Annotated in this window: 20 protein-coding genes; 8 read left to right on the top strand and 12 right to left on the bottom strand. The window is 52.5% G+C overall.

What is annotated here, in order from left to right; all coding sequences use genetic code 11:
• Positions 1-30: 30 nt before the first annotated feature.
• Together KK062_RS11785 and KK062_RS11790 are read left to right on the top strand one after the other, a co-directional pair.
• Positions 31-2,385, top strand: a complete 2,355-nt coding sequence (locus tag KK062_RS11785) for a TonB-dependent receptor (protein WP_254084499.1) — start codon at positions 31-33, stop codon at positions 2,383-2,385.
• Positions 2,386-2,388: 3 nt separating this feature from the next.
• Positions 2,389-3,255, top strand: a complete 867-nt coding sequence (locus KK062_RS11790; RefSeq protein WP_254084500.1) for a DUF4249 domain-containing protein — start codon at positions 2,389-2,391, stop codon at positions 3,253-3,255.
• A gap of 73 nt (positions 3,256-3,328) precedes the next feature.
• Here KK062_RS11790 and KK062_RS11795 read toward each other — a convergent pair whose 3' ends face one another.
• The 5 genes from KK062_RS11795 to KK062_RS11815 all read right to left on the bottom strand — a co-directional run bounded on the left by KK062_RS11795 (position 3,329) and on the right by KK062_RS11815 (position 7,262).
• On the bottom strand, positions 3,329-4,636 hold the full coding sequence (locus KK062_RS11795; RefSeq protein WP_254084501.1) for a hypothetical protein: 1,308 nt from the start codon (positions 4,634-4,636) through the stop codon (positions 3,329-3,331).
• A gap of 426 nt (positions 4,637-5,062) precedes the next feature.
• Positions 5,063-5,671 carry a superoxide dismutase gene (locus KK062_RS11800; RefSeq protein ID WP_254084502.1) on the bottom strand — a complete coding sequence of 203 codons (609 nt, stop codon included), beginning with the start codon at positions 5,669-5,671 and terminating at the stop codon, positions 5,063-5,065.
• A gap of 150 nt (positions 5,672-5,821) precedes the next feature.
• Entirely contained in the window at positions 5,822-6,184 is a 363-nt protein-coding gene (locus KK062_RS11805; protein WP_254084503.1) for a DUF3127 domain-containing protein, read from the bottom strand.
• A 58-nt stretch (positions 6,185-6,242) separates the two neighbouring features.
• Positions 6,243-6,686, bottom strand: a complete 444-nt coding sequence (locus KK062_RS11810; protein WP_254084504.1) for a nucleoside deaminase — start codon at positions 6,684-6,686, stop codon at positions 6,243-6,245.
• A 9-nt stretch (positions 6,687-6,695) separates the two neighbouring features.
• Complete coding sequence (locus KK062_RS11815; RefSeq protein ID WP_254084505.1) at positions 6,696-7,262, bottom strand: hypothetical protein; 567 nt, start codon at positions 7,260-7,262, stop codon at positions 6,696-6,698.
• Between the two features lie 56 nt (positions 7,263-7,318).
• Here KK062_RS11815 and aspS point away from each other — a divergent pair, with 56 nt between their 5' ends.
• The 5 genes from aspS (at position 7,319) to KK062_RS11840 (ending at position 14,820) form a co-directional block, all read left to right on the top strand.
• Positions 7,319-9,067, top strand: coding sequence for an aspartate--tRNA ligase (aspS, locus tag KK062_RS11820; RefSeq protein ID WP_254084506.1), 1,749 nt, complete (start codon positions 7,319-7,321; stop codon positions 9,065-9,067).
• A 77-nt stretch (positions 9,068-9,144) separates the two neighbouring features.
• Positions 9,145-9,888 carry a class I SAM-dependent methyltransferase gene (locus tag KK062_RS11825; RefSeq protein WP_254084507.1) on the top strand — a complete coding sequence of 248 codons (744 nt, stop codon included), beginning with the start codon at positions 9,145-9,147 and terminating at the stop codon, positions 9,886-9,888.
• An 82-nt stretch (positions 9,889-9,970) separates the two neighbouring features.
• The gene (locus KK062_RS11830) at positions 9,971-11,620 is read left to right on the top strand and encodes an N-acyl-D-amino-acid deacylase family protein (RefSeq protein ID WP_254084508.1); all 1,650 of its coding nucleotides are present in this window, start codon (positions 9,971-9,973) and stop codon (positions 11,618-11,620) included.
• A 135-nt stretch (positions 11,621-11,755) separates the two neighbouring features.
• Complete coding sequence (locus KK062_RS11835; protein ID WP_254084509.1) at positions 11,756-13,924, top strand: OmpA family protein; 2,169 nt, start codon at positions 11,756-11,758, stop codon at positions 13,922-13,924.
• Positions 13,925-14,025: 101 nt separating this feature from the next.
• Positions 14,026-14,820, top strand: coding sequence for a glutaminyl-peptide cyclotransferase (locus KK062_RS11840; RefSeq protein ID WP_254084510.1), 795 nt, complete (start codon positions 14,026-14,028; stop codon positions 14,818-14,820).
• A gap of 34 nt (positions 14,821-14,854) precedes the next feature.
• Here KK062_RS11840 and KK062_RS11845 read toward each other — a convergent pair whose 3' ends face one another.
• Together KK062_RS11845 and KK062_RS30725 are read right to left on the bottom strand one after the other, a co-directional pair.
• Positions 14,855-15,364: a YfiR family protein gene (locus tag KK062_RS11845; protein ID WP_254084511.1), complete on the bottom strand. Its 510-nt coding sequence runs from the start codon at positions 15,362-15,364 to the stop codon at positions 14,855-14,857.
• Between the two features lie 5 nt (positions 15,365-15,369).
• On the bottom strand, positions 15,370-17,343 hold the full coding sequence (locus tag KK062_RS30725) for a TonB-dependent receptor plug domain-containing protein (RefSeq protein WP_262899201.1): 1,974 nt from the start codon (positions 17,341-17,343) through the stop codon (positions 15,370-15,372).
• Between the two features lie 179 nt (positions 17,344-17,522).
• On the opposite strand from KK062_RS30725, the gene KK062_RS11860 reads away from it, so the two are divergent.
• Positions 17,523-18,605: an Ldh family oxidoreductase gene (locus tag KK062_RS11860; RefSeq protein ID WP_254084512.1), complete on the top strand. Its 1,083-nt coding sequence runs from the start codon at positions 17,523-17,525 to the stop codon at positions 18,603-18,605.
• Here the strand turns inward: KK062_RS11860 and KK062_RS11865 are convergent, their stop codons facing one another.
• From KK062_RS11865 to rplQ, 5 genes are all read right to left on the bottom strand, one after another.
• A complete protein-coding gene (locus KK062_RS11865; RefSeq protein ID WP_254084513.1) occupies positions 18,606-19,166 on the bottom strand; it encodes a hypothetical protein in 561 nt (186 codons plus the stop codon).
• Positions 19,167-19,174: 8 nt separating this feature from the next.
• Positions 19,175-19,468: an FtsB family cell division protein gene (locus KK062_RS11870; protein ID WP_254084514.1), complete on the bottom strand. Its 294-nt coding sequence runs from the start codon at positions 19,466-19,468 to the stop codon at positions 19,175-19,177.
• 125 nt (positions 19,469-19,593) lie between these two features.
• Complete coding sequence (eno, locus tag KK062_RS11875; protein WP_254084515.1) at positions 19,594-20,871, bottom strand: phosphopyruvate hydratase; 1,278 nt, start codon at positions 20,869-20,871, stop codon at positions 19,594-19,596.
• Positions 20,872-20,907: 36 nt separating this feature from the next.
• On the bottom strand, positions 20,908-22,017 hold the full coding sequence (carA, locus tag KK062_RS11880) for a glutamine-hydrolyzing carbamoyl-phosphate synthase small subunit (protein ID WP_254084516.1): 1,110 nt from the start codon (positions 22,015-22,017) through the stop codon (positions 20,908-20,910).
• 176 nt (positions 22,018-22,193) lie between these two features.
• On the bottom strand, positions 22,194-22,730 hold the full coding sequence (gene rplQ / locus KK062_RS11885) for a 50S ribosomal protein L17 (protein ID WP_254084517.1): 537 nt from the start codon (positions 22,728-22,730) through the stop codon (positions 22,194-22,196).
• Position 22,731: the final 1 nt, after the last annotated feature.

Below are 22,731 nucleotides of genomic sequence, written 5' to 3' on the forward strand. Positions count from 1 at the left end.
TTAATGTCACTATTAGCATCTTATACAATCTTGAACCGAACGTTTCTTTTGCTGCTCTTTTTACTCGCCACGCCGGCCGTACGCGCGCAGACTACGTCTGCCCGCCTGAGCGGATTTGTCTATGACGAGGCGGGCAGCCCCCTGCCCGGCGCCTCGGTGCGGATATACCAGTTGGGCAAGGCTACCACCGCGGGAGAACGCGGGCAATACGAGCTTGACGTCCCTGCCGGTACTTACTACGTTGCGTTCTCTTTTGTCGGCTACGACCGCGACTCGGTGCAACTGAACGTTACCCACTTGCATACTTATACCATGCGCCTGAGAGCCGCCGCAACGACGATGGAGGCGGTAACGGTATCGGCCCGGCCCGGCGACGAACAGGTGACGCAAACGGAAACAGGTCTTGTCACACTGCAAAAGAAAGACCTTGCAAACCTACCCTATTTACTCGGCGAGCTTGACCCCATTCGCATCATTCAACTGATGCCCGGTATACAAACGTCCGGCGAAGGGAGCACGGGTTTCTATGTACGCGGGGGTGCCGTAGACCAGAACCTGATGCAGCTCGACCACACGACGGTCTATAATCCAAGCCACCTGTTCGGTTTCTTCTCGATCTTCAACGGCGGCACGATCGAGAGCATCGATCTCTATAAGGGCGGCATCCCCTCCTACTACGGCGGGCGCCTGTCGTCTATTACCAATATCACGACACGCCAGGGCAGTACGGACAAGGTCAAGGGAGAAGGAAGCATCGGGCTCATCGCCACCGGTCTGCTGTTGGAGGGTCCCCTCGGGAAAAAGAAGAAGGCATCGTTTATGGTGGCGGCACGGCGTACCTATGTCGACTTCTTTGCCAGCGGCCTGCGCCGGTTGGGTGCGTTGAAGCAAGACATCAATTATTACTTCTACGACCTCAATGTAAACTTCGACTATTCACTCGGCCCCAGGGACCACCTGCGCCTACGCTCGTATACCGGGCAGGATGACTTCCGGTATAATACCAGCAGTACGTTCAAGAATACGATCGACTGGCGCAACACGACGGCCTCGCTCTCGTGGTTGCATACCTACAACGACAATCTATATTCAGAGCTGATGGTCAACACGTCGCTTTACGACATGTCCTTCGGCGCTGCCATCACCACCTATGCGTTTAACATCAAGTCGGATATACGCGATTGGGGGTTTACGTATCAGGTCAACCAGCAGCAGGAAAAACATACACTGGCGTGGGGGCTGACGTATACACACCATATGCTGCGCCCGAACAATATCTACGCGTACAGCGAAGACGTGGAGCTGAGCATCAGCCCGCGTATTAAGCTGCAGGGGGAAGAGGCCGCGTTGTTTATCAACGACAAGATCAGGTTTTCCGATAAGCTTGAAGTGAATGCCGGCCTGCGACTGTCGGGGTACCGGCAGTTGGGACCCTTTGACCGGTATGTGGAAGATGAGAATATGCAAGTACTCGACACCCTCCACTACGGCCGTGGCAAAACAATCAAGCAGTACGGCAACCTGGAACCCCGCCTGGCCCTGCGGTATAGCCTCTCTTCATCGTCGTCTGTTAAGCTCTCGTACGACAAGACGTACCAGTACTTACACCAGGCTCCCTTGTCGTCGGTATCGCTGCCGCTCGACATCTGGGTGCCCAGCTCCTCCACCATTCGGCCACAGTCAGCAGACCAGGTTTCGGCAGGATATTTCCGAAACTTTCGCGACAACATGTTCGAGACTTCGGTAGTGCTGTATTACAAAACCATGCGCCAGCAGTTGGAGTACCGCGAGGGGGTAATCATCGGCTATAGCAAGGGGTATAATTTCGACGACAACTTTGTGTTTGGCAAAGGGCTATCATACGGCAGCGAGCTCTCTATAAAAAAGAACGGAGGCAAGCTGCACGGACAGATCTCGTATACGCTATCGCACACGACGCGCAAGTTTGACGCCCTGAACGAAGGCAAGTCTTTTACGGCCAAGTACGATCGGCTGCACGACCTGTCAGTACTCGCCAACTATGTCGTGAGCCCACGCTGGACAGTTTCCTGTGTCTTTGTTTACGGCACGGGCAACGCGCTGAACTTGCCGGTGGCGCGGTATATTGTCCAGGAGAACGTGGTGAACGAGTATGGCGAGCGTAACGCTTTCCGGATGCCCCCGTACCACCGCATGGACCTGGCGGCCACGTATACCGTGCACAAGTCCGATAAATTCGAGTCGAGCTGGATATTCTCGGTGTATAATGTTTATAACCGGAGAAACCCCTACTATATTTATTTTGAGACGACCGGCAACCTGGACGACTATGAGCTGAGCACCAGCATCAAGCAGGTGTCGCTGTTCCCGATCATCCCGGCCGTTACATACCGTTTAAAGTTTTAGTCTATGAAGCACTACCGTATTCTTTTGCTTTTGGTACTGCCCGCGCTCGGCCTGCTGAACGGGTGTACGCCGGAGACTGATCTGGACGAATTGCAATATACTCCCAAGCTTGTCGTGGATGGCTCGATCGAAAATGGCCAACAACCCCGCGTGGTATTGAGCCACAGCGCGTCGTACTTTGACAACATCGACTCTGCCTCCATCCGCAAGCTGATGGAGACCACGGCCAAGGTGACGGTAAGCGATGGTGAACGCCAGGAGGTTTTGACATTAAAGCCTAACGAGGGATTTTTCCCACCCTATGTCTATGAAGCCAATACATTACGCGGAGAAGTCGGCAAAACCTATACGTTGACCATCGACCTGAAAGGCAAGCGGTATATTGCCACGACCACGATCCCAACACCACCCCGGCTCGACTCAATCTGGTTTGAATTGGTGCCCGGCAAGGACTCACTGGGCTATCTTTACGGACGGTTGTCTGACCCGCCCGATGTGGTCAATTATTACCGCGTATTTACCCAACGACAAAATATTGACGACCGGTACATTCCGATGTATCAGTCAGCCGTCGGCGATCAATACTTTAACGGCAAGCGTTTTACGTTCTCCATTCTGCGGGGTCCGGACGACTTTACCAACGTCGTGGACGACCTTTACTTTTCGCGAGGCGAAACAGTGCTGATAAAAGCCTGTTCGATTGACCGTGGTCATTTTGATTTTTGGCGAACACTGGAACGTGAGCTATATGTCGTAGGAAATCCGTTTGCGTCGTCGGGTAATGATATCCTTTCAAACATTGACGGAGACAATGTGCTGGGCGTCTGGGGTGGCTACGGGTCAACCTATTACCGCGTGCCCATACGATAAAGTATAAACAGAAAAGGCTGCCTTTCGGGGCAGCCTTCCTGTACAAAAATCAACTCAGGTGTTAGAAAAAATATTATTCTCCAGCGAGGTCTTTCAGTTTTTCAGTCAGCTCGTCAAAACCTGTTTTCACGAACATATCCATGGACATTCTGGATTCGTCAGCGAACACCAGTTGCACCTCTTTGGCTGTGAATTCTTCGTCATACGTCGGGCATTCCCACTGGTCATTCTCATTCCAGCCACACTCTTCGCTCCACCAGTCGGTAACCGTGCGTGTTTTGGTAACCGCTACAACTTCGCCTTCAGCAATCTTCGTCTTCGAGTCTGCGTAGAAGACTACCATCGTGCTATTTTCGTTCCAGGCAGTAGCTTCTTCTGCGTCACCGCCTTCATCAGGAATCGCTGCGATATCAGTCATCAAGGCTTCTACGTCGATCTCACCGGAGAACTTGATGTTCAATACCTGGAAGTAGATAGTTCCTTTGTTGATCACGTCGTCGCCACCGCTTGAGTTCTCGATGTTGTCTGTATCGAAGTTACCTTCGGCATCAGCACCCAGAACATAGAGGTTCTTGTCGTTTTCTTTCAGTGAGTATTTTACCGATGCTTTTGTGCCATCGTTGCTTACTTCGTACGCTAATACGAAAGCGTCTACTTTAACCGAGATAGTCAGGGAAGTAGGCTCGCCTTTGCTGTTGTAGCCAGCGGTAAATGTATACTCGAGTTTTTTCTGACCGTCGATGGTCAGGTCGATTTTCAGACCGGCAGGATATTCGCCAGCATAGTCTTCACTCACAGCGCTGTTGCTTACATTAACGCCTTTGTAATCATAGATGGTATATTCAGCGTTGTTAGTCGTGCCGTTTTCTTTCGAAGGGAATTTGAACACAATCTTACCTGAACCACCGCCTGGTACAGAATCCCAAACCTGTTCCTGGCTGTTGTAAGTATAGGTACCGGCAACGTTGTTGAATTCAGTCTGGATCGACTCAATGTCTTCACTTGTACGCATGCCAGCCAGTGTTTTGTCCAAAGGCTTGTTTGAACGACCGAAGTCTCTCAGGTTATTTACCAGATCGAAGATAGGAAGGGAAGATTTACGACCTATTGCCAGATCGCCGTCGCTTGCAAAATTAGAGAAAGCAATGCTTGTCTCGATACCCGAAGAGTTCTTCAGGGCTTCTACGCTATTGGCAAACTCGATACCGTTATCCTCGAGATTTGATTTATTTTCTTCAACACTCAGGTCAGCGTACTCGGTGGGGAATTCCGCGCCAGTTTCTTCTTCATTACTCTTAGAAGCGTCATCGTCGCTACCGCAAGCTACTAACATGGCACCTGCCAGGACGAATGCACTAAATTTGAGAAAAGGTTTATTCATAAACATGGTTTAATTTTAAGCAAGTATACGGGCATGAACTAAATTGTGCGAATAGTTGTACAAATCGGCGCCTCGCTCCTATGTATAGCTATGTCAGACTGTCGCAGAGCCTGTATAAAAGCGAAGTATAGTCTGCAAAACAGTAATCTTTTCAAAAGCCATGCTGCTGTTCGGTAACGGTCGTGCCCTTGCTAAAAACCTGAAAGGAGTGAAAATTGGCCTGTTGGCCATCCCGGGGGTTTTAAAAATCTGCTTATCCTGCCAGCAATATTACATGCGTTATTCTATTCGATGGGATACGAAGTTTGTCGACAAGCGGCAGGCACCTTTTCCTGTATACGTACGTTGCAACATTCATTGCTATAGCAATAAAAAGGCCCCTGCCGGTTTGGCAGAGGCCCATTTATACTGTGAAAACAGCCGTTATTACCTGGCTGTGTCAAAGCGTTTTGTTACTTCCGCCCAGTTTACTACGTTCCAGAACGCCGCGATATAGTCGGGGCGACGGTTTTGGTAGTGAAGGTAATAGGCGTGTTCCCAAACGTCAAGGCCGAGAACGGGTGTGCCTTTTACTTCGGCAACATCCATCAGGGGGTTGTCCTGGTTGGGTGTTGATGTGATCTGCAGTTTCTTACTACCATCCACGATCAACCAGGCCCAGCCTGAACCAAAGCGACCTGTGGCCGCTGCGGCAAATTTGGTTTTGAACTCATCAAAGCTACCGAAGGCAGCATTGATCGCTTCAGCCAACGCACCGGTTGGAGCACCGCCGGCGTTGGGGCCGAGGATTGTCCAGAACAGGCTGTGGTTAAAGTGGCCACCGCCGTTATTACGAACAGCAGCAGGATACTTGGAAATGTTTTTATTGATCTCCTCCAGGCTCAGCTTCTCGGCGTCCGTGCCGGCAATCGCTGTGTTCAGATTTGTAACATACGCGTTATGATGCTTACCATGGTGAATCTCCATTGTTTTGGCATCGATGTGTGGTTCAAGTGCAGTAGCTGCATACGGCAGCGCAGGCAATGTAAAAGCCATAGTTGTTGTTATTTTATGGGGTTGAACATAATCTAGTCCCCGTGGCATCCAAAACAATGGATCCGCTGGGGATGTCAAATATACAACCCGGCACGACCGAAGAAAATTTCAAGGCCGTGATGATTTTATAAAATTTATTTTGCGCTTGGGTTAAAACGGCAGGTCGTCCGATGCCTGGCTGTCGCTCGCAAACGGCTCATCGCCCGGAGGGGGGAAGTCGTTACCACGGGCGCCTTGGCTGCTGCCCGCGCCAACCTTATCCAATTTCCACGCGCGTGCCTCGGTGTACCAACGACCGTTATATTCGCGGCTCTCGAGGTCTACCGATACATTTACCACGTCGCCGACTACGAGCTTATATTGATCTACCTTGTCACCCCATGCCGAAAGGCATACTTTCTTGGGGTATTGTGCCTGGGTCTCGATGATAAATTCCTGTTTCTTCCAGGGGCCTTTTTTCCCCATGCCGGTTTGCATCTGCAGCAGTTGGATAACTGTTCCTTTTATTTCCATTGTTTATTGATTTTTCGCGGTTGTTTTTGTCAGGGACCCCAAAAGTATAGATAACCGGCTAATTTCGTATACGCCGGAAGAAATCCTCGATCAGTTTTTTGCTTTCGTCTGCCTGTATCCCCCGCACGACCTCGGTTTTGGGATGCAGCAAAGGACTGGACACCAGGCTATAACCCCGCTGCACGTCCGATGCGCCAAATACGAGCTTTTGCAACTGCACCCAGTGCAGCGCGCCCGCACACATCACGCACGGTTCGAGGGTGACGTATAACGTACATTCCGACAGGTATTTCGAGCCCAGGTAGTTGGCAGCAGACGTGACGGCCAGCATCTCAGCATGAGCGGTGGCGTCGGTCAGTTTTTCCGTCTGATTGTGGGCGCGGGCGATGATGCGGTTCTTGCAAACCACCACGGCGCCTACGGGCACCTCGTCTATAGCAAAGGCTTTGGCGGCTTCTTTGAGCGCCTCGCGCATGAAGTATTCGTCTGAGTACAGATCCATGGCTACAGGCTATTTTATTTTGATGCGCTTCATCATGTCGTCGGCGGTTTCCCTCCAGTCGTCTTTCATGCGCCGGGGAGCATTAAAAGAAAATACCAACGTGCGTCCGGGCTCGAGGTAATACTGTATGTAGGTATACTTGCCGATGGCATCGCGTTGTCCTTCCTGGCGTTGGTTGCCATTCATACGCGACTCGATCTCGAAATAAATAAACTTCTTTTTATTCACCTCACGCACACCTTCTTGCAGGAAGGTGACCTGGTCGAACATGTTCCGTAGGCTGGCCTTAAAAAATTGTTTGGCAATCTCGTGGTTGGTATCGGGCCATTGCGTGGCCGAGATGTTCACGCTGAAGTCGACCTGGCGGTCTGCGTCGGTATAGGCCGCCAGTGGCGCGCGCACAGAGGGATACCGCTGCGTGAAATCCATGGCATCCATAGGATGCCAGTCACGCGGTACCGAGACGGTGATCTGGTCGTTCACCTTCATTTTCATGAGCTTGGGCTTGTCGGCGGCCAGACAAGTCAACACCAACAGCATCAACCCCTTAAAGAGTGTACTTTTAATTTTTAGCATAGCGCGGTGAGAGACAAAGTATTGTTAAATTCGCGGCTAAATTAATTAAAACTCACATGTTACGAACCCACACTTGCGGTGAATTGAGAATTACTGACGTCAACAAGCAAGTAACCCTTACAGGCTGGGTACAGCGCCTGCGCGACAAAGGCAGTGTGCTTTGGATCGATCTACGCGACCGTTATGGCATTACACAGCTGATTTTTGAAGAAGGCAAGACAGACCCTGCCCTGCTGACCAGCAGCCGTGACCTGGGCCGTGAATATGTGATACTGGTAGAAGGCACTGTCGTGGAACGTCCTGCCAAAAACGACAAGATTCCCACAGGCGATATCGAGATAAAAGCAAGCAAGATCACCGTGCTGAATGCTGCTAAATTGCCGCCCTTTACCATTGAAGACGAGACGGATGGCGGCGACGAGCTGCGCATGAAATACCGTTACCTGGACCTGCGCCGGAACATCGTTCGCGAGAAGCTGCAGCTGCGCCACAAGATGGCCCAGCAGACGCGCACCTACCTCGACGCGCAGAGCTTCATCGAAGTAGAGACGCCGGTGCTGATCAAATCTACCCCCGAAGGTGCACGCGACTTTGTTGTGCCTTCGCGTGTACACGGCGGCGAGTTTTATGCGCTGCCGCAGTCACCGCAGACGTTTAAGCAGTTGCTGATGGTATCAGGCTTTGATCGGTATTATCAAATTGTTAAGTGCTTCCGCGACGAGGACTTGCGCGCGGACCGTCAACCGGAGTTTACGCAGATCGACTGCGAAATGTCGTTCATCACGCAAGAGGATATTCTCAATACATTCGAAGGCCTGGTGCGTCACTTATTCAAGAACGTGAAGGGCATTGACCTGCCGTCGGTGCCGCGCATGTTTTATGACGACGCCATGAAGCTCTATGGATCTGACAAACCGGATACGCGCTTCGACATGAAATTTGTGGAGATCACCGAGCTGACAAAAGGCAAAAGCTTTCCGGTATTTGAAAGCGCCGAGCTGGTTGTCGGAATCTGCGCGAAAGGTTGCGCGGAGTATACCCGCAAACAAATCGACGAGCTTACGGAATATGTCAAGCGCCCGCAGATCGGGGCGAAGGGCCTGGTATACGTACAATACAAAAGCGATGGCAGCCTGAAGTCTTCTGTGGATAAATTCTATAGCGCAGACGACCTGAAGGTATGGGCGGATAAAGTCGGCGCACAGCCGGGTGACCTGATCCTGCTGATGGCCGGGGAAACAGACGTTACGCGCAAGCAGCTGAACGAGCTTCGCCTGTTGGTGGGCGAGCGTTTGGGCCTGCGCGACAAGAATACGTTCTCCGCACTGTGGGTAATTGATTTCCCGCTGCTGGAGTGGAACGACGAGGCCAAACGCTACCACGCCATGCACCACCCGTTCACGTCGCCGAAACCTGAAGACATGGCGTTGCTGGATACTAATCCCGGTAAGGTACGTGCGAATGCATACGACATGGTGATCAACGGTACGGAAGTGGGCGGTGGCTCGATCCGGATACACGACGCCGCTACACAAAAACTGATGTTCAGCCATCTGGGCTTTAGCGAAGAAGAAGCGCGTAAGCAATTCGGCTTCCTGATGGAGGCTTTTGAGTACGGTGCGCCGCCACACGGTGGTATTGCTTTTGGTTTCGACCGCTTGTGCTCCATCTTTGGCGGCGCCGATTCAATCCGCGACTTTATTGCGTTCCCCAAAAACAACGCGGGCAAGGATGTGATGATCGACTCCCCCTCCACCATTTCACAGGAACAATTGAACGAGTTGTCGCTTAGCATTAAACTTTAGACCATGCTTCGCCGTTATCCGCTACAAAGGCCCGCCGTGTTTTGCGCGGGCTTTTGTAACAGATAACACGTCTGGCGATGGAACACAAAGACTACTTCTCAGGACACGCCAAAGTATATGCGACCTTCCGGCCGGCATACCCGGCCGCCCTGTATGATTTTATTTTCCGCCACCTGCCCCAGCGCCGTCGGGCATGGGACTGTGCCACGGGCAACGGACAGGTTGCACGACACCTGGCACAACACTTTCAACAGGTAGACGCCACCGACATCAGTCAGCAACAACTCGACAACGCCTACCGTGCCGATAACATTGCCTACTCCGTTGCGCCCGCGGAAAAGAGCGGCTTTGCCAATGGACGATTTGACCTCATTACGGTAGCGCAAGCCCTGCATTGGTTTGACACCCATGCGTTTTATCAAGAGGTACGACGCACCGGTGCACCCGGTGGGCTACTGGCCGTGTGGGGATATGCCTTCCTCCACATCGAGCCCGTCGTCGACGAGATCATTACCGATTTTTATAGCCGTATTGTCGGTCCGTATTGGGACGATGCGCGCAGGCTTGTGGAGGAACGCTACCTGACTATCCCATTCCCGTTCCCCGAAATACCGTCGCCTGGATTCCACATCGACGTGGCGTGGACGCTCGACCACCTGGCCGGCTATTTGGAAAGCTGGTCCGCCACGCAGAAGTACACCCGGGCCACGGGCATCAACCCGGTGCCAGAATTGTGTGGGCGATTGCGCGCGTATTGGTCCGAAAACGAAACCAAAACGGTACGCTTTCCCATATTCTTACGCCTGGGCGAGATCGGCTGATGCAGATCACGGGTGTTTCTTACATCGCGTTTCTTTTCTCGGCAATCCTTGCTATCATCGTACACTTTTTACACTTACCCTCATGCGTTATTTTATTTGGGGCGCAGCTGCCGTTTTAGTGGCTTTAGCCTGTGTACCCCGACCTAAGAAGCAGTACGACCTCATTCTGCGGCAAGGCACTATCTATGATGGCACCGGTGGTGCGTCGTTTGTAGGCGATGTAGCGATACAGGGCGATACCGTTGCTGCTGTCGGCAACTTACAAGATGCCACTGGCAAGAAGGAAATCAACATTGCCGGCCTGGCCATTGCACCGGGCTTTATCAATATGCTGAGCTGGGGTGACCAAAGCCTGCTGAAAGACGGCCGCTCCATGAGCGACATCAAGCAAGGTGTTACGCTCGAGGTGTTTGGTGAAGGCTGGTCGCCGGGTCCCATAAAACGCAAAAGCAAAACGCCGCCGGATAGTTTGTGGACTACACTCGGTGGATATTTTAACTGGGCGATGAAAAAAGGTGTGACACCCAACATCGCTTCGTTTGTGGGACAGACGTCTGTACGCAACTACGTCATGGGCTACGCCGCCCGCAAGCCTACGGACGCTGAGCTGCAGGAGATGAAGCAGCTGGTGCAGCAAGCCATGGAAGAAGGCGCGATGGGCCTGGGCACGTCTCTCATTTATCCGCCCGCGACCTATGCTTCTACCGAAGAATTGATTGCATTGGCCAGTGTAGCCGGTCGCTATAAAGGCATGTATATAACACACATGCGTAGCGAAGGCGACTTTATTGTCGATGCGCTGAACGAGACGCTGCGCATTGCACGCGAGGCGGCTATACATGCGGAAGTTTATCACATGAAGATCAACATTGCGCGTAACTGGAATAAGATCGATACCCTGTTGAACAAGATTGACAGTGCGCGTCGGGCAGGGTTAAGGGTTACAGCCAACATGTATCCGTATGACGCGAGCGGCACAGGCCTCACCTCGCGCTTGCCCAGCTGGGTGCAGGAAGGGGGCGCGAAAGAAATGCGCGCGCGCTTGCGCAAGCCAGAGATCCGCAAAAAGGTGCTGTATGAAATGGAGATGGGCATTCCTTATAAAAACTCTGATCCGGCCAATGTCGTGCTGATGGGCTTTCGGCTGGACTCGCTCAACCGGTTGTATAAGGGCAAACGCCTGAACGAGGTCGCTCGCCTGCATGGTAAGAATGCCGACGAGACTGTCGTGGACCTGATCGTGCGTGATAAGTCGCGGATCGAGGCAATCTATTATTTGCAATCAGAAGAGAACATTCGCCGGATCATACAGTTGCCTTATGTAAGCTTTGGTTCCGACGCGGGCTCGGAAGCGATCAGTCCGCAAAATTTGGAAGAAGGTACACATCCGCGCACGTACGGAACTTTTGCGCGTGTGCTGGGACATTATGTACGCGACGAAAAGCTTGCGCCGCTGGAAGACGTCATACGACGGCTGACCTACCTGCCGGCCACCAACCTGAAGATCAAAAAACGCGGGCTGTTGAAGCCTGGCTATTTTGCCGACCTGGCGATCTTCGACGCCGGGAAAATTCGGGACCACGCCACGTTTGAAAAACCGAAGCAATACGCCACCGGCATGGTGCACGTATTTGTGAACGGGGTACAGGTTTTGAACCAGGGTGAGCATACCGGCGCCAAACCGGGACGCGTGGTCCGGGGGCCGGGATATAAAGAAAAGAAAAAGGCCTGATCTCTTACCGGAGTAATGAAATCGGTCGGTAAAATAGGTCCAACGGTCGCCAGACGCCGAAGCAGACACCTATTAAACGCCTATTTCTCAGTATATTTACGAGATTTTTTCGCCCTTAAAACACTATCCATCACCATGGATAAGCTACTCATAACGCTAACCCTCCTGTGCTGCCTGACCGTGTCCGGCATGTGCCAGTCCGCTATGGAAAAGGGTGATCGTTATTTTAATAAGAAGGATTATGCCAATGCCCTGGACGCTTATCTCTCGCTGGGCAACACCGACGACCCTGACCTTAACTACAAGATCGGATATAGCTACCTCTTTACTGAAAAGAAGTCACGCGCCGCGGCATACCTGGAAAAGGCCTACCAGGCCAAGCCCACAGTCGACCCCGACATAGACTATTACCTGGGTATGGCGTATCAAAACGACCACAAATACGCCAAGGCGCGCGAGCACTACGAGGAGTTTCGCCGCAAGAATAAGAAACTGGCGGAGCTCACGACGGAAAAGATCTTTGAATGTGAGATTGGTGATTCGCTTACGCGCAAACCTATAAACGCGCTGATCGAAAACGCAGGCGGTGAAGTAAACTCTGCCTTCCACGAATATTCTCCGCTGGTGACTGGCGATGGTAACACCATGATCTTTACGTCTAACCGTTCGGACGACGACTATAAGATCAAGAGCGGTACCAACTTCGAAGATATTTATATCTCTCCAAAGGTGGGTGAGAACTGGGGACCACCCAAAAAGATCAGTCCCAACATCAACATCAAGTTTAACGATGCGGCGGCATCGCTGTCAGCCGACGGCAATACGCTGTTGTTATACTACGAAGAAGGTGCAGGCGACATTCTGATGTCCACGCGCGAGAATGGTGACTGGTCGAAGCCCGTGCCGTTGAACAAGAATATAAATACACCGATGTTTTGGGAGACATCGGCCTGTATCTCGGCCGATGGTAAAAAGCTTTTCTTTGCCAGCAACCGTCCCGGTGGCCGCGGCGAGCTTGACATCTGGGTGAGCGAGCTTGACGCGAAAGGCCAATGGGGCAAAGCTGTTAACCTGGGGCCTACCATTAATACACCGGGTAACGAAGATTCTCCCTACATTCACCCCGACGGGGTGACATTATACTTCTCGTCTGATGGGCACCCCAGCATGGGCAGCAATGATATCTTCATGACCGAATTAAAAAACGGTAAGTGGACACGTCCCGTCAACCTGGGCTACCCGGTAAACTCCATTGAATATGACGGGTTCTTTTCCATTTCCGCCGATAAGAAGACGGGCTACTACTCTACACTGCGTGCCGATGGTTTGGGCAGTGCCGACATTTACAAAGTAACATTCCTGCCGCCGAAGGAAGAGAAGCCCATTCTGCTGGCCAGCAACGAACCGCAGGTACAACCCGCGGTACAGCCGGTAGTGGAGCAGCCCAAGGTCACAGAGCCCGTGGTCGTGGTAACTCCGCCGCCGGTAGAAGTACCGGTAGTAGTCGAAACACCAACGGTAGAAACACCTCCCCCGCCCGTGGTTGTTGAAGAGCCTAAGAAAGAAGAACCGAAGCCGGTGGAGCCCGCCCCCGTGGTGGCAGTCGTGGAGCCGCCGAAGGTTGAAGAATATATTGACCCCAGCATTCAGCAAAGCAAGGAAGCAAAGGTTGTAACAATTCTGAAGGGTAAAGTCATTGACGAGACGACAGCGAAGCCTCTGGGCGCGGTGATCTCCCTGGTAAACAACGAAACGGGTAAAGTTGTAACCCGGATCAATTCGAACGCCGAGACCGGCGACTTCGAGCTGACCATTCCGCACGGCGGTAACTACGGTGTATCGACCGAGCGCAGTGGCTACCTCTTTAACTCCATCAACTTTAACCTGCCGGCGTTTGCCGAGTTCCAGGAGATCGACACACACATCATTATGGTGAAGGCCGAAGTAGGTTCTATTGCCGTCTTGAAGAACGTGTTCTTTGACGTGGGCAAGTCGGAGCTGAGGACCGAGTCAGTAACCGAAGTGGAGAAGATTCGCGAGCTGCTGACGTCGAGCCCGCACCTGGTGGTACAGATCAACGGCCACACCGACAACACCGGTAACGCTGCCAACAACAAGGTCCTTTCCCTGAAACGGGCTTCGTCGGTAGTAGACTATCTGGTCCAGCACGGCATTGCTTCCACGCGAGTATCGGCGAAAGGCTTTGGCGCGGAGAAGCCCATTGTAAGTAACGACGATGAAGAGGAAGGACGTGCCATCAATCGCCGTACCGAGATCGAAATCCTCGAATCTAACGGCGGGTAACCAATAAAGCGTCACCGCCCGGGGGTGGCATATCTGCCAGTTGCCGATTAATAATAATTTTACTTCATTTCGGAACCAAACAACAACTACTACAGGCCCCCATGAGCAATCGCTTTCCTTTCATACTCCCGGTTCTACTCCCCCTGGTCCTTTTGTCGTGTACCAAGAAGCAAACTTCGGAAGAGGAAACTTCGTCCAATCCCATGGACATTCATTACACGCTTATCAATACACTTCCACACAATACCGATGCGTGGACGCAAGGCCTGGTGATCTACCAAAACAAGATCCTGGAAAGCACCGGTCAGCCCAACCGCTCGTGGATTGCCGAAGTGAACGCCAGCTCGGGTGAGCACGACAAAAAAGTAACGCTGCCGGGCCAGTATTTTGGCGAAGGTATTACGGTGTTGAACAACAAGATTTACCAGCTTACCTGGGAAGAAAAGACAGGCTTTGTCTACGATGCGCGCACATACAAGAAGCTCCGGGAATTTTCGTATGACATACAAGGTTGGGGCCTTACCCACGACGGCAAGAACCTGATCATGAGCGATGGCAGTGGCTATAAGCTACACTTCCTGGATACTGCAACGCTGAAAATTGTACGCTCCGTTACCGTCATGGACGGTGGCAGCCGCGTGAAGGACCTAAACGAGTTAGAATACATCGATGGCTATGTCTTCGCCAACGTGTGGAACACCAACTGGATCTTAAAGATCGACCCGGCTACGGGTAAAGTTGTAGGACGCATCGATCTGTCGGCCATTGGCGAGCAGATTCGTGTGATGTACCCGGAAGCCAATGTACTGAACGGCATTGCCTACGACGCGAGGTCCAAGGCTCTGCTCATTACAGGCAAGCTTTGGCCGAAGAGCTATCTCATTCGCCTGCAATAGGCCTGCCTGCCGGTAGGCGTCCTCCTTTTTTATGTTAAATCATTGTGTTGGCCAGGGCCGAAAGGCTCTTGGACACTTTGATGGATCGCTTCTCTAAATCGGTGTTGTTGACATCGAAGCGCAGTGTGCTGTTGTCCATCACGACAAAGCTGAAGCCAGCGCCTTTTTTATACAATCCTTCGCGCTCCGTAATGATCATGACGGGTTTGCCTTGCGTGGCTTTGATGATCTCATCCAGGCTGCTGCTTTTGCCGTCGGCGAGGTATAGCACGTGCGGCTGGCCGATGTCGGTTACGTTTTCTACTTGCGTAACTTTCACCAGGTGGCCGTTGACGTGCTTGCCATTTTGTTTGAGCAGCTCGTCATACGCTTTTGACTTACCAAATACCGTAATGCGTAGCTCGCCGTCGGGGTTGGGCCACGATGAGTATTTGGCGATGTTCATGACGAAGAGTGCGTATACCTGGTAGTTGGTGGTCTGGGCGCTGGCCGATACGGCTGCCAGGCAAAGGGCCAATACAATATATAGTTTGAGGGTCCGCATAGGTCTTACTTCTTAAAGTTGATCTGGTAGGCAAGCTTGACAATATACTCCCGGCTACGACCGGGGGTAGGCGCATACCCGCCGTTGTAGGCTTGCGCAATGGCCGGGCGCTCGTTGAACACATCGTATGCACCGATGCCGGCCGTAAGACCCGGCAGCACGTCGCGGTAGTTTAAGAAGACGTTGGCAAGCAGGTAGGGATCGAGCTTGGTGCTGACGGGGTTTTCGTCTTCATCCAACGCGGCGTAGGCATACCGCTTGCCTGCATAGATGAACGTGGGATTGACGGTGAAGCGGGGCGTTACATTGATGTTGGTGCTTAACGTTACTTTGTGCGCCGGGAAGCCGGCATACTGTTTGTCGGTCTGCGGCACTTCGTATACATCTACGGTGTTACCGCTGATGGCCTGGCTGTAGGAATAGGTCAGGCTGGCATACCACATCTTACGGCGAATGCTATAGACCAATTCCAAGCCCTGGCTGCCACTCTTGGTAGCATTCTCATACCACTCCTGGAACGTATCGTCTGCACCTTCGGAGCCGTAGATCATAACACGGCGGGTGCTGATGCTAAAGGCATTCAGGGCCAGCAACATCTCCGGCGTGAATTGATAGCCTAATTCCAATTCAAACACATCAGACTTCTCGGGCTTGATCTTGCCGGTCCTGGCAATGTTTATATTCTGCAGCGATGGCGCGCGGAAGGCCTGGCTATACAATACTTTGAAGTGCAGGTTCTCGATCTTCTTCGTCAGCGCCAGACGCGGCACGAAGGCGGCGCCGTAGCGATTGTTCTTTTCGTAGCGGAAGCCTATGGTAGCATTGGCGAGGCGGTGCTTGAAGAGACCTTGTGCGTAGAACGCAACATTGTCGAGGCTCAGGTCACGGGAGCCGGCGAAGCCATTGAGTACGGTTTTATAGTCGCTGTTGTCGTGGAAGTATAAAGCACCAAAATTTACGCTGGCTTTGCGCGAGAACTCATAGGCGGCGTCGACTTCGGTGAGCAGACGTGTAGCACGGGTTTTAAAGTCGGGGTCTTCTCCTTTTGAGCCATACGTCCACGGCACCTGGTTGTAGTATTTTACCTGGGGGGTGAGCTTCAATTTATTCGTCAGCGCCCACTCGTAACGCAGGTCGGCAAAGAAGTTTTTGAACGACACGTCTACCATCGGGTCGGATGTTTCGAACTGATCGTACATCGTACGGAAGGCGAGCTTCTTATAGCGTAGGCCCAGGTTCAGGTTGAGTGGGTCGGCTTTGGTGGACCTGGCCAGATCGGACGCGTCGTATTGCTGGATGGCGTCGGCATAGTGTGTGGCGTCGCTGACGATGCCCTGACCTGCGAAGGCTGACAGGTCCCACGCGAAGTTGTCGCTTTTGCTGGCGGCCATAACGCCACCGTTGGTGCGTCCTACGGCGTCGGCATGAAAGCCCCCGGTGCCATATACGGCTACGCCGTCGAGGCTGTTCGCGGCTTTTGTGAGGATGTTTATCACACCATATTCTGCGGAGCCACCATAGATGGCCGAGCCCGGGCCGCGGATGATCTCAATGCGCTCGATGGCATCTACCGGAAAGCGATTGCCTAAGGCAACGCCCTGGTACAACAGATCATTGAAGGGTTGTCCGTCGACCATGACCAATACTTTGCCTTCGTTGGCCCAGCTCCCGCGCAGGCCTATGCCCATGACAAACTGCAGATCTTGCAATACGTCAAAGCCGGGTATCATGCGCAGCACGTCGGTGAGGTCGCGGGCGCCGCTGTTCTGAATCTCTTCGGCCGTGACCAGGCTAATGATGCCGGGGGTCTCGCGGGCGGAAAGCTTTTGCGCCGATACCGCTACGTTTTTATTGAGAATCTTTTGCAGGTCGCTCTCTTCGGTGAAGGCATTGAGATTCAGGAGAGAGTCCAGGTCCTGGGCGCCGGCCCAGCAGGCGGAAAGTAGGAGCAGAAGTGTACAGGTATACTTCTTTATCATATCGGGGTACAGTTAAATCGTCTAAGGGGGTTTCTGGCCATACAGGCCGCGGACAAGAATAAGAATTATGCCAGATGCAAAAAGGCGTATAGCGTGTAAAAGAACTGACTCATCAAAGCCAAACACCTCCCAAATTAGAACTATTTTTTCGATTAAAGAAAGCTCTATCTTTGAGGCCCATGACAGATTCCGTATATACCTACCGTCAGCTACAGGACTTTACGCTGCAGATTTTTGACAAGATCGGATGCCCCCCGGCGGAGGCTACGCTGGCGACAGACGTATTATTAAACGCCGACCTGCGCGGCATTGACTCGCACGGCATTGCACGCCTCTCCGGGTATGTACGACTGTGGGAGGCCAAACGGATCAACGCTACGCCTGCTGTACGCATTGTACACGAGTCGCCCAGTACGGCGGTCGTTGATGGCGACAGTGGCTTGGGACTGGTCGTCGCGCCCAAGGCCATGGAGATCGCCATTGCCAAAGCCAAAGTAGCCGGCACCGGCTGGGTGGCCGTCAAGAACTCCAACCACTTTGGCATTGCCGGCCACCACGCCATGATGGCGCTGGAACACGACATGATCGGCATTGCCATGACCAATGCCAGCCCGCTGGTGGCGCCTACATTTTCCATCGAGCGACTGTTGGGCACCAACCCCATTGCCGTGGCTATACCGGCCGGCAGCCAGCCGCCGTTTGTGGCGGACTTTGCGACCACCACGGCCGCCAACGGCAAGCTGGAAATTCTGCAACGAAAGAATCAGCAAGCGCCGATCGGCTGGATCCAAACAAAAGACGGCAAACCTTCTACCGACCCCAACGAAGCGAAGAGCGGCGGCGCGCTCATTCCGCTGGGGAGTGACCGCGAGCACGGCAGCCACAAAGGCTATTGCCTGGGTGCGTGGGTGGATATATTCTCAGCGGTGTTGTCGGGTGCTAATTATGGCCCCTGGGTGCCTCCGTTCGTGGCATTCCTCAGTCCACCGTCAGACCCCGTGGGCGATGGTATCGGTCACTTCTTTGGCGCCATGCGCGTAGACGCATTCCGGCCTGCGGCGGACTTCAAACACCACATGGATAATTGGATCACGCGCTTCCGCGCAGCCAAACCTATAGAGGGACAAGAGCGTGTGCTTATACCCGGTGATCCCGAGCGTGAGATGAGCGCGCAGCGTATGCACGAAGGAATTCCACTCAACCCGAAGGTTGTCGAAGATTTAAAGATTCTGGGAGAGCGCTTCGGCCTGGTACTGGCCTGATTAAAAGCCTGCGGTTACACCCGCGCGTAAGACCAATGGACTGTCGTATGGGCTGAACTCACCCGGATCGGGATCGGTATAGCTGAAGTTATACAGGGCCATCAGGTAAAAGCCGGCAAAGCGGCCCAGCGGCTGGAAGAACCCACCCCCTGCCAGGAAGCTGTTGTACGAACGGCGTACACTCTCGTTGGCCGAGAGGGGAAACTCATAATTCAGGTATTCATACTCGGCGTGCAGGAAAAATGGACCTGCCACGCTATAGCGCACAAAGGGGCTTACACCGTAGTCGTTGGTCGAGAACTTGAAGGAGTATTGTTTGTATTTGGTATAGCGGTATTGCACCTGTAAACCTGCCGCCAGCTTCGGCGTAAGACGGTAGCCAATCAATGGCGACACCGATACATAGTCGTAATAATTGGAGAAGCTTAGGCCAAAGCCGCCACCGGTAAAGACGCGGTCGCGCCAGCTGGCATCCTGGTCCATCTCTTCGTCACCCCATTGTGCCAGGGCCAACGTGCTACATAACGTCAGGCCAACCAGAGTAAGTAAAACCTTTTTCATACAGGCGATTAGTCTTTTTCTTCTACGATAAAAATATCTTCCGTCTTCTTTTTCATCAGATACTTTTCGCGGGCAAACTTCTCGATCGACTCGCGGTCGCCAAAAAGCTCGTTGTGGTCCTTCTCTACTTCCTCAATCTTCTCCTGGTAATACTCTTTTTCATTTTCCAGCGACCGTAGTTTAGACGACATCTGAAAACGGGTGATGAGGTTGTTAGAGTCCAGCGCCAGCATCCATAGCAGGAAGATGAACGCCGTCAAAAAGTAAAAGTTCCGGAACGACTTAGGCAGTTTCTTGAACATAGCAGTCTAAAAAGTAGTACTAAGATAGCGAAAAAAGTGATTTGTCAATTTCCGGACCATTACCGGAATAAACGATAAAAGCCAGGACATGTTGCCCTGGCTTTTATATATCAGGTATTTAAACCTTAGAACTTCTTGCCGGGGAAGTAGGCAACCTCGCCCAGTTCCTCTTCAATGCGGATCAGTTGGTTGTATTTCGCCATCCGATCAGAACGCGAAGCAGAACCGGTCTTGATCTGACCGCAGTTCAGGGCCACAGCCAGGTCGGCGATGGTATTGTCTTCGGTTTCGCCCGAACGGTGCGACATCACGCTCTTGTACGAGTTGTTTTTCGCCAGGTTTACAGCGTTGATGGTTTCGGTCAGTGAGCCAATCTGGTTTACTTTTACCAGGATCGAGTTGGCTACACCTTTGTCTATACCGTCTTGCAGACGGGTTACGTTCGTTACGAACAGGTCGTCACCCACAAGCTGTACTTTCTTACCGATCTTGTCGGTTACGCCTTTCCAACCTTTCCAGTCGTCTTCAGCCATGCCGTCTTCGATGGAAATGATCGGGTATTTTGCCGCCCATTGTGCCCAATAGTCCACCATCTCTTCTGATGAAAGTGAACGTTTATCTGATTTCTTAAAGGTGTACTTGTCTGTCTTCGCATCGTAGAATTCAGAACTGGCAGCATCCATAGCGATGAAGATATCTTCGCCCGGTTTGAAACCTGCCTTTTCGATAGCCTTGATCACGATTTCGATCGCTTCTTCGTTCGAGGCGATGTTCGGGGCAAAACCGCCTTCGTCACCTACGTTTGTCGACAGGCCTTTGTCGTGCAGTACTTTCTTCAGCGTATGGAATACTTCCGTACCCATGCGCAGCGCTTCTGAGAAAGTGTCGGCTTTCACCGGCATGACCATGAATTCCTGGAAGTCGATTGAGTTGTCGGCGTGGCTGCCTCCGTTGAGGATGTTCATCATCGGTACGGGCAGGGTGTTCGCGTTTACGCCACCAATGTAGCGATACAGCGGCAGACCTGCTTCCATAGCACCGGCTTTGGCAATCGCCAGCGAAACACCGAGAATGGCGTTCGCGCCGAGCTTGCCCTTGTTGGGGGTGCCGTCGAGCTCGATCATGATCTTGTCGAGCAGGTTTTGCTCAAATATGCTGAAGCCCGCCAGTTCGGCAGCGATCGTAGTGTTGACGTTCTCTACAGCTTTCAGCACTCCTTTCCCTAAGAATTTGCTTTTGTCTCCGTCGCGAAGTTCAACCGCTTCGTGAGTACCGGTAGAAGCGCCAGAGGGAACAGCCGCGCGGCCAGTGGCGCCCGACTCGGTCACAACATCAACTTCAATCGTAGGGTTACCGCGGCTATCGAGTATCTGCCGGGCATGAATGCTTTCAATTAAGCTCATAGTAATTTTAAAAATTTATAGTTAAGGATTGTTCCATTATACCGCCGCCGGCTCTTTCACGTCGCTGCGAATCAGCTCCAGGAACTGATCGAACAGGTAGCGCGAGTCGTGCGGGCCCGGCGATGCTTCCGGGTGATACTGTACCGAAAAGGCCTTCTTATCTTTCAGACGAATACCCATGATGGTATTGTCGTTCAGGTGGAGGTGTGTCACCTCTACATTGGGGTTCTTTTCGATGTCCTTTTCGCTTACTGCGAAGCCGTGGTTCTGCGAAGTCATTTCGCCTTTGCCCGACAGCAGGTTTTTCACCGGATGGTTCAGACCGCGGTGGCCGTGGTGCATTTTATAAGTGGAGATGCCGCTGGCCAGGGCCAGCAGCTGATGTCCGAGGCAGATGCCAAACAGCGGCTTGCCGCTCGCCAGCGCCTTCTTCACGGTTTCTACCGCATAGGGCATGGCCGACGGGTCGCCGGGGCCGTTGGAGATAAAATATCCATCAGGCTTGAAGGCCGCCAGTTCTTCAAAGGTGGTCTTTGCCGGAAATACTTTGCAGTAGCAACCGCGCGACGCCATGTTCTCGACGATGCTGCGCTTGATGCCCAGGTCGAGTACCGCTACGCGGATGGGGGCATCGGGTGAGCCCACAAAATAAGCTTCTTTCGTTGTTACGAGGGAGGAGAGCTCGAGACCGTCCATCGAAGGCACTTTTCGGATTTCAGCACGCATCTGCTCGGGCGTAAGCTCCGACGAGATGAGGGCGTTCATGGCGCCTTTGCTGCGGATATAACGCACCAGCATGCGGGTGTCGACATCCGCGATGCCTGTCACGCCTTTACGTTCCAGGTAGGCCTGGAGGCTTTCCTGGGCCGACTTGCGGCTGAACTCCTTTGCATAGTCGTTTACGACCAGGCCGGCGATCTGCGGGTTGCCGGATTCTTCTTCCGAGTCTACCGCACCGTAATTACCAATGTGTGCCGTGGTGTTCACAATGATCTGGCCGTAGTAGGACGGATCCGTGTAGATCTCCTGGTAGCCGGTCATTCCCGTATTAAAACAGATTTCCCCGCCGGTAGTACCGGTCTTGCCAATGGCGGTCCCTTCGATCAAAAGGCCGTCTTCGAGAAGTAAATAAGCTTTTTTCTGCATTGCGGTCACAAAAATACGTTAGAAATCCTGATTAAAACCCTGATTAAAACACAAAATTGCGGTAGAAGTTCCAGGGCCGGAAAACAGCGCCCATGCGCCGTTGAGACAGCCTGTACGGGCAAAAAAAAGGGATTGAACTTTCGTCCAATCCCTTTCTGATATGAGATTCTCAAACACTATTCCTTGTCCTTTTTGGCGGCAGGTTTTCTGGTTTTCTTGGCAGGCTTTTCAGCTGCTTCGGCAGTTTCCACTGCACCTTCGGCAGTAGCTTCCGCACCTTCCTTCTTACCACCCGCACGACGGCTACGACGAGTCTTAGCCTTCTTCGCACCACCTTCTTTGGTGTACAGTGTGTTGTAGTCTACCAGCTCGATGAGGCACATTTCGGCGTTGTCACCTACCCGTACGTCACCCATCTTGATGATGCGGGTGTATCCACCCGGACGGTCAGCGATCTTGCCGGCTACTTCGCCAAACAGGGCCTTTACAGACTCCTTGTTTTGCAGATAAGAGAAGACTGTTCTGCGTGAGTGTGTTGTATCATCCTTACCCTTGGTCAACAGGGGCTCTACAAATTTTCTAAGCGCTTTGGCTTTAGCAACCGTCGTTGTAATCCGCTTGTTCAGGATCAGCGACGAAGCCATGTTCGAAAGCATAGCATCGCGGTGCGACTTTGTCCTTCCTAAATGGTTGACTTTTCTACCGTGTCTCATT

The organism is Dawidia cretensis, from assembly GCF_018598175.1.
Taxonomy (GTDB): domain Bacteria; phylum Bacteroidota; class Bacteroidia; order Cytophagales; family Cyclobacteriaceae; genus Ohtaekwangia; species Ohtaekwangia cretensis.

Coding starts and splice junctions, on each gene's coding strand:
- KK062_RS11835 (WP_254084509.1), top strand. CDS start 11,756: ATGGATAAGCTACTCATAACGCTAACCCTCCTGTGCTGCCTGACCGTG.
- KK062_RS11865 (WP_254084513.1), bottom strand. CDS start 19,166: ATGAAAAAGGTTTTACTTACTCTGGTTGGCCTGACGTTATGTAGCACG.
- KK062_RS11830 (WP_254084508.1), top strand. CDS start 9,971: ATGCGTTATTTTATTTGGGGCGCAGCTGCCGTTTTAGTGGCTTTAGCC.
- KK062_RS11790 (WP_254084500.1), top strand. CDS start 2,389: ATGAAGCACTACCGTATTCTTTTGCTTTTGGTACTGCCCGCGCTCGGC.
- KK062_RS30725 (WP_262899201.1), bottom strand. CDS start 17,343: ATGATAAAGAAGTATACCTGTACACTTCTGCTCCTACTTTCCGCCTGC.
- rplQ (WP_254084517.1), bottom strand. CDS start 22,730: ATGAGACACGGTAGAAAAGTCAACCATTTAGGAAGGACAAAGTCGCAC.
- aspS (WP_254084506.1), top strand. CDS start 7,319: ATGTTACGAACCCACACTTGCGGTGAATTGAGAATTACTGACGTCAAC.
- KK062_RS11860 (WP_254084512.1), top strand. CDS start 17,523: ATGACAGATTCCGTATATACCTACCGTCAGCTACAGGACTTTACGCTG.
- KK062_RS11800 (WP_254084502.1), bottom strand. CDS start 5,671: ATGGCTTTTACATTGCCTGCGCTGCCGTATGCAGCTACTGCACTTGAA.
- KK062_RS11805 (WP_254084503.1), bottom strand. CDS start 6,184: ATGGAAATAAAAGGAACAGTTATCCAACTGCTGCAGATGCAAACCGGC.
- KK062_RS11815 (WP_254084505.1), bottom strand. CDS start 7,262: ATGCTAAAAATTAAAAGTACACTCTTTAAGGGGTTGATGCTGTTGGTG.
- KK062_RS11840 (WP_254084510.1), top strand. CDS start 14,026: ATGAGCAATCGCTTTCCTTTCATACTCCCGGTTCTACTCCCCCTGGTC.
- KK062_RS11825 (WP_254084507.1), top strand. CDS start 9,145: ATGGAACACAAAGACTACTTCTCAGGACACGCCAAAGTATATGCGACC.
- KK062_RS11810 (WP_254084504.1), bottom strand. CDS start 6,686: ATGGATCTGTACTCAGACGAATACTTCATGCGCGAGGCGCTCAAAGAA.
- KK062_RS11870 (WP_254084514.1), bottom strand. CDS start 19,468: ATGTTCAAGAAACTGCCTAAGTCGTTCCGGAACTTTTACTTTTTGACG.
- KK062_RS11795 (WP_254084501.1), bottom strand. CDS start 4,636: ATGAATAAACCTTTTCTCAAATTTAGTGCATTCGTCCTGGCAGGTGCC.
- eno (WP_254084515.1), bottom strand. CDS start 20,871: ATGAGCTTAATTGAAAGCATTCATGCCCGGCAGATACTCGATAGCCGC.
- carA (WP_254084516.1), bottom strand. CDS start 22,017: ATGCAGAAAAAAGCTTATTTACTTCTCGAAGACGGCCTTTTGATCGAA.
- KK062_RS11845 (WP_254084511.1), bottom strand. CDS start 15,364: ATGCGGACCCTCAAACTATATATTGTATTGGCCCTTTGCCTGGCAGCC.